The 6,241-nt window shown below is 56.7% G+C and carries 7 protein-coding genes; all 7 read right to left on the bottom strand.

What is annotated here, in order from left to right:
* Positions 1–42 precede the first annotated feature (42 nt).
* Positions 43–798, bottom strand: coding sequence for a carboxymuconolactone decarboxylase family protein (locus tag EBBID32_RS02985; protein ID WP_037488437.1), 756 nt, complete (start codon positions 796–798; stop codon positions 43–45).
* Between the two features lie 33 nt (positions 799–831).
* The gene (locus EBBID32_RS23420) at positions 832–1,323 is read right to left on the bottom strand and encodes a cupin domain-containing protein (RefSeq protein ID WP_081628016.1); all 492 of its coding nucleotides are present in this window, start codon (positions 1,321–1,323) and stop codon (positions 832–834) included.
* Between the two features lie 223 nt (positions 1,324–1,546).
* Complete coding sequence (locus EBBID32_RS02975) at positions 1,547–2,881, bottom strand: acetyl-CoA hydrolase/transferase family protein (protein ID WP_006950488.1); 1,335 nt, start codon at positions 2,879–2,881, stop codon at positions 1,547–1,549.
* A 44-nt stretch (positions 2,882–2,925) separates the two neighbouring features.
* Positions 2,926–3,693, bottom strand: coding sequence for an enoyl-CoA hydratase/isomerase family protein (locus EBBID32_RS02970; protein ID WP_006950482.1), 768 nt, complete (start codon positions 3,691–3,693; stop codon positions 2,926–2,928).
* 31 nt (positions 3,694–3,724) lie between these two features.
* Complete coding sequence (locus tag EBBID32_RS02965; protein WP_037488432.1) at positions 3,725–4,156, bottom strand: Zn-ribbon domain-containing OB-fold protein; 432 nt, start codon at positions 4,154–4,156, stop codon at positions 3,725–3,727.
* Between the two features lie 4 nt (positions 4,157–4,160).
* Positions 4,161–5,384 carry a thiolase C-terminal domain-containing protein gene (locus tag EBBID32_RS02960; protein WP_037488429.1) on the bottom strand — a complete coding sequence of 408 codons (1,224 nt, stop codon included), beginning with the start codon at positions 5,382–5,384 and terminating at the stop codon, positions 4,161–4,163.
* Positions 5,385–5,391: 7 nt separating this feature from the next.
* Positions 5,392–6,241 (bottom strand): enoyl-CoA hydratase-related protein (locus tag EBBID32_RS02955; RefSeq protein ID WP_231382088.1); only part of this gene is annotated, 850 nt, incomplete at its 5' end.

Raw genomic sequence — 6,241 nt, 5'->3', positions numbered from 1 at the left:
GGCCCTCACCGGAGCGATACTCAGCTCCCGACATCGGCCCTTTTATGAACTCTGCTGCTGAGGCGGGTCCACCCAAGCACTAGCGCGGTTGTGGGGGTGTGGCTCGGCAGTGCCGTCGAGATAGGCCTGCAGTATCTTTTCACCGCGCTCCGTATTGGTGTCGCGGCCTTGAATCCGCCACATAGCTCGTACGCCCAGCATCCCTCCAACACGATAGCAGACATATGAGGTAAATTCGATTGCAATCTTGCGTCCCATGCGTTCAGCAAGTGCATCGAACAGCTCCGGTGAGAGTTTCCCCTGAACGGTCGCGCGTACGTACTCGGCAAGCTGCCTATCCTCAGGTGAAAGCTCCTCGAAGCGCTCCTCGTAGATTGCCTTGATATCGTTTGCGGACAGTCCGACCCCCACCGCATCGGCAACATGGATAGGAGCAAGGTAGCGTGTTCCCATCAAACCCTTTAGCAGCATGCCAACCGTCAGCTCGGCTAGTTCGCGATCGCGGTGGGTGAAACTGCCTCGCTGTTCGGCCGGTTGGTAGTAGTCGCCGAAGCTGGACCAGAGCTTCGCCACGCGCGGGCTTTGCAGCAGGCCTTGGAAGTAAGGGGTCAACCGATACTCCTGGCCCGCGTTGGCAGGAACCGACTCAAAAAAACGCTTCGAGCGGGCGAATAGCTCGTCGAATATGACACGTTCTTCGTCGTCAAGTTCGTCCCGGTTGGGAAGCGGTAGTCTTGATTTCTCGATCTCGGCCAACGTGAGGCCCGGGATCAGATCTTCGCCTTTGAGTTTAGACACGTGATTTCCCTCCTTGCGGACTGCCTAAAATGACTATTCGGATGCGTTGTTTCGTTCGGTGCCACAGAATACAAAGCCAAGCACGCATTGCCGGTCTGTAGGGTTGCTCCATGCGTGCGCTGTGCCATTCTGAACGAGTACGTCGCCACGTCGAAGTCTAACGGTGACACCGTCGGACTGCTTGAGATCAATCTCACCCTCGATCACGAAGACGATATCGATGGTGTCATAGGAATGCATCATCGAGGCGTTCTCGTGACCGCCAGGAAGGGGGAAGAGAGGCGGCAACACCCATACCTCCACCTGCACTCCGCCAGGACGCCCCGATGGAATACCTGTAGGCAACTGGTACGGTCCCGGTTCATAGAACGGCAGCGCGGGAAGCTCCTCCCAGCCCCAGACGATATGCCGGAGCATATCACCGCCAAGGCGCAGCGGCTCAACTGACTCGAGGTGGGTATATGTGCTCTTTCCCTCCGGTGACTGACCCGTGATTATGCGTCTTGTACCATCGGCTTCGGACATCGTCGGTCGTGCCTCTGCTATTGTGCGGTCTTGATGATCGCTGACTTGCGGAGAGGTGCTTCAAACCTCTCGGGTGCCGCCAACGAACGTAATAAATGGCGTCCTGATCTTGATATCATCGCGCAGTAGCCTTGTTGTGCACCTATCCAATGAAAGGCGGACCCGGCCTGGGCGAATAACTTCCGAATGTGCAGACGAAAGCAGGAAGGATGGCCGCCCTTTGCTAGAGCAGCTTGCTGGCCGCTCTTCTCAACTCAGGTTGGTGGTCAGGATGTGCAATCTCGATCAATGCTTGCGCTCTCTGGCTCATGGTTTTGCCTAGCAACTCGGCAACGCCGAACTCCGTGACTACGGTATCCGCCAGATCCCAGGGAATGGTCACCACCTGGCCTGCAGGAAATTCAGGAACGATGCGCGAGATTGTTCCCTTTGATGCAGTGGACGGCATCACGGTGATCGCGCGCCCCCCTCTGGATAGAAAGGCACCCGTGTGGAATGCAAGTTGGCCACCGCTACCGGACCAGATCTTTGGTCCCATGCTGACCAAATTGATCTGGCCCCGCAAATCTATTGATAGTCCATTGTTGATAGAAACCATATTTTCATTCTGGCAGATTATGGCGGGGTTTAACATGTAATCGTAATCGTAGAACTCGAAGAATGGATTATTGTTGACATAATTATATTCTTCTAACCCTCCTGTAAGGCCTGTTGTTGCAAACTTGTTAGGACGTACCGTAGAATACTTCGACGTTATGACGCCGTTATCTACCAGATCGATAAGCCCCGCGACCGACATCTCGGAGAAATAACCAAGGTCCTGCTTGTTGTTGAATGCACCCAATTGTGCGAGTGTTCCAGATGTGCTTCCCGTGCCGATTTGGAGCGTGTCCCGGTCACGTACCAATCCCGAAACGTGCTGCGCGATGGCGACCGCTGCGGCTGTGGGCTCGTGCCGGGTCCGAGGGAGGAACGGTTCATGGTCCTCAATGAAGTAATCAATTTCGGAGACGTGAATCCAAGTATCACCGAAGGTCCGAGGAAGATGATCGTTCACGGCAGCGACATTGATCTTCGAGTTCTTCATTGCGATTCGAAGGTCCCACACTTCGGCGCCTACGCAACAATAGCCGGCATCGTTAGGAGGTGTGACTGTGAACCAGCAGAAATCAAAGGGCTCGCTGCCTGCGCGCCGCTGATTGATGTGTCTGAACGCGTCACCAAAACCCACCACGGTGAAATTGGTGATTCCCTCCTCGATCGCCTCCCTGCTCGCCGGCGTCCCGAAGCTCATGTTTGCGCGAAACACATGCGCCCACGTACCATTCTGAAAACCATAGTCCGTCCACAAACCGCCCAGGCTTCTGATCTCGACGTCCCTCAACTCGTCAGCTCGGCCGAGTAGCGAAGCCAGCAGGGGGGCTGATTCGTGCGAGGTCACTACATAGATTCGGTTTCCAGAGGAAACTTGGGCGGCTACCTCTTCAGGCCCCACCATCCGGCTCTTGTAATGTTCGCGCCAATTCGTTCCGCGGGAATGGGTTGGTGCAGTGCCCATGATATACTCTCCTCGAATTCATCCAAACGCCATGCGTGCGCGTGTTAGCTGCCCTTGAATACTGGCGGTCGCTTTTCGCGGAACGCGAGCATGCCTTCTTTGTAGTCATCCCACTCCCGCCAGCGCGTGTTTCTAAACAGAATCTCCGAATCTCGGTAGGTTTGTGACTGGAAGACGGAGGTTCTCGCAGCCTGTATTGCGGTCCGCACTGCCATAGGTGGATTGGCCAGGACGCGCTGGGCCAGTTCTTCAGCCGCGGGAAGCAGGTCGTTATATGAAGGTACCAGTTTATTGACCAAGCCAAGGCGATAGGCTTCCGAAGCCGAAAGCGGGTCCCCCGTGATGATCATTTCGGTGACCTTCTTGGACGCCATCCATGGCGCGAGCTGTGCCGACAACGTGATCGCCGGCATGCCGCGCTTGGTCTCGACGACCGAAAAGGCTGCGTCTTCGGTCGCGACTATCAGGTCGCATTCGGCCGCGAAGACGAGGCCGGCCCCATAGCAGTAGCCGTGGACCGCAGCGATCACCGGCTTCCAGTTTAGCGGAGCATCGAGATAGTAGTGGTCCACGCGTGACGTGGTCCTGCGTTCTTGCCCGCTCTGCCGCACGTCCGCTCCGGCACAGAAGCAGCGGCCGGCACCCGAGACGATGGCGAGCCAGACATCAGGATCGGCATCAAAGTCGTTCAATGCGTCCTTGAGTAGCCGCGACATGTCGGCATTGATCGCGTTGAGCGACTGAGGACGATTGAAAGTGATCCGGGCAATCCGGCCATCCTTTTCGTATATCAGGCTCTGTGGGTCAGACATGGCGCATTCCTTAAATCGATAAAGTCACGGTTCACACGTCTGCGTCTGCGACGCGCCAGCGGATGATGGTGTCGTCGGATGTGGCATCGTCGAAGGCTGCCACGAGAGAGAGGCCCACCTTGAGCTTCGAGTCGTCGAAATCAATCACGTTGCCGTAAAGCCTGATCTCGGGCGCCTCGTCTGGCGTGACCATCACGATGTTGTATGGGACGGCAGCGCGCCAACTGGGAAGAGCCGTCTGGTGGACAACAACGTGGGAATATAGCGTGCCGCGACCGCTCATTGTACGCCAGCCAATTGCTTCGGAACCGCATTCGGCACAGATACCCGCGGGCGGGTGGCGGAGCTTGCCACACTCTCCGCACTCCTGAAGCACGAGTTCATGCCGCTTGGCTGCGTCCCAGAAGGGTTGGGTAAGCGGATTCGGCTGAGGTAGAAGGTAGGCGTACTCTTCCGTCGACATTCGCTTAGTCCCTTTTCAGAATGATCGCGCTCGAGCCCAGCACACTGACGTTGAGAGCGATTTCCGCATCGCGGACCTGCCGACAGAGTTTGCGATCATAGGTATGCTCGCCTAGGTGCCAGTTGGGGCAGAGATCCTCGGCGTCTCCTCTTAGCTGTTGCACGGCTTCGAGAACGTTGTTGAACCCGTGGCAGTAGCCTTCGTTGATCAGCCCGCCGTGGGTCTGGCTCGGCAGATCGCCGTCAAGGCTAATCCGACCGTCCTTGATAAAGTCCTTGGCTTCGCCGCGCTTGCACCAGCCCATGTCCTCGATCATCCGCATCGGCATATCGGTGAACGCATCGTATCCCTCAAAAACGTCGATGTCGTTCAACTTGACGTCGGCTGCTGCGAGAAGGCGCGGCCCGATATTGATCAAGTTTGTGTCCTCGATATTGGGGACGGGGCTGACTCCACCGCCAATTCCGGCGGAGATCAAGACGGGACGCTTTTTTAGCGCTCGTGCTCGTTCGGTACTTGTTACGATCATGGCGCAGGCCACGTCCGTTTCCTGACAGCAGTCGAACAGGTGATAAGGGTCAGAAATAATCCGTGATTGCTGGTGATCCTCGATGGTGAGAGGCGTCCGCATCATCGCTCGGGGATTTTTGATAGCATTCGAGCGGGAGTTGACTGCAAAGTGAGCAAGATCGACACTCGTGACGCCGTAGAGGTCCATATATCGCCGGGCTTCGAATCCGTGGTTCGAAGCGGCCCCCGCCAGTCCGTAGATACTGCTGAACTGACTTTCCCCACCGACCCTGTGCAATCCGCCGCCAGCGCCGGCTCCCCAGTGTCCCATGCGGATACCAGATCGACCATTCAGCGCTCGATAGACAAGGACGTAGTTGGCAATCCCGTGATAGACGGCCTGTGCAGCTTGGATAACCGCAAAGGAGGCGTAATTTCCACCGCCCACAAGATTAGAGGCATACCCCACTTTGCGGGAACCAAGCGCTGAGAGGACAAGGCCGGTTCGCACCGAGTCGTCGAACATCTGGTACATTACCGCGCCGTCGACCTCTTTGGGATCGAGACCCGCGTCGGAACATGCCGCCCTTGCGGCTCGTACAGCCAGCGTGAGAACATCGACGCCTGAGTTCTTCGAGAAACCGCCGGGATTTTCTTTACTTCGGCTGTAGCCAATTCCTGCGATAGCGGTCCTATTGCGGAAGTCTTTTTCGGACATGTTCTTGCTACCGATTCTTAAAATTGGGTCGACGTTTCTCGGCAAAGGCACGCGGCCCTTCCTTGGCGTCTTCCATGGCGCCAAGACCCTTTTGGATATGGCCGGCGAGTTTTACGGCATTGGAATGCTCCATGCCGTAGCACCGGTAATAGGATTCAATGAAGGCGCGTACCGCGGCAGGACCGCATTCGAGGATTGCGTCTGCGACTTCTAGGGCCTTTTGTAACTCCTGGCCCTTGGGTACCACCCAGTTGACGAGACCCATCTCATAGGCCCGCTGCGCCGGGACGAGGCGCGGATAAATCGTCAACTCAATCGCGTGTCGTAAGCTCACGTGTCGGATGATGTCGATCTGATCGCCGCCGCCGATATTCCATCGCGGTTCTGTGATACCGAACTCGGCGGTGTCTGCGGCAACACAAAGATGGCACATAGTGGTGAGCCAACAGCCGCCCGCGGCCGCCTGACCGTTCACCGCGGCGATTGTTGGCTTGAATATCTCGAGGTCGCCCGGCGACCATCGGTCTGGCCACCAGGGGCCTTCCGTGTCATCTTGTTGATGGTGGGTTTCAGCGAACTCCTTCAAATCCATTCCGGCGCAAAAGGTTGGGCCTTCGCCGCCCCAGAGAATAGCCACCCAAGCATCGTCGTCATGTTTGAATCGCAGCCACGCCTTCTGCAGGTCGTGCATCAATTTGCGATTCATCGCATTGCGCCGTTCAGGACGATTGAGCGTCAGAATGACGACGTGTCCCCGCTTTTCATACAGAAGCTCTTCGGCCACGCTCGCGGCTCCTTTCCTGGTCAACAATTCATCATGACAGCGGGTTATAGGCTGGCGTAGTCGGTGATTTTGG

It is taken from the genome of Sphingobium indicum BiD32 (assembly GCF_000382885.1).
GTDB classification, from domain to species: domain Bacteria; phylum Pseudomonadota; class Alphaproteobacteria; order Sphingomonadales; family Sphingomonadaceae; genus Sphingobium; species Sphingobium japonicum_C.
Note: the sequence above shows the minus strand (reverse complement) of the source record. Positions and strands in the feature narration are given on the sequence as shown.

Coding starts and splice junctions, on each gene's coding strand:
- EBBID32_RS23420 (WP_081628016.1), bottom strand. CDS start 1,323: ATGTCCGAAGCCGATGGTACAAGACGCATAATCACGGGTCAGTCACCG.
- EBBID32_RS02975 (WP_006950488.1), bottom strand. CDS start 2,881: ATGGGCACTGCACCAACCCATTCCCGCGGAACGAATTGGCGCGAACAT.
- EBBID32_RS02970 (WP_006950482.1), bottom strand. CDS start 3,693: ATGTCTGACCCACAGAGCCTGATATACGAAAAGGATGGCCGGATTGCC.
- EBBID32_RS02965 (WP_037488432.1), bottom strand. CDS start 4,156: ATGTCGACGGAAGAGTACGCCTACCTTCTACCTCAGCCGAATCCGCTT.
- EBBID32_RS02960 (WP_037488429.1), bottom strand. CDS start 5,384: ATGTCCGAAAAAGACTTCCGCAATAGGACCGCTATCGCAGGAATTGGC.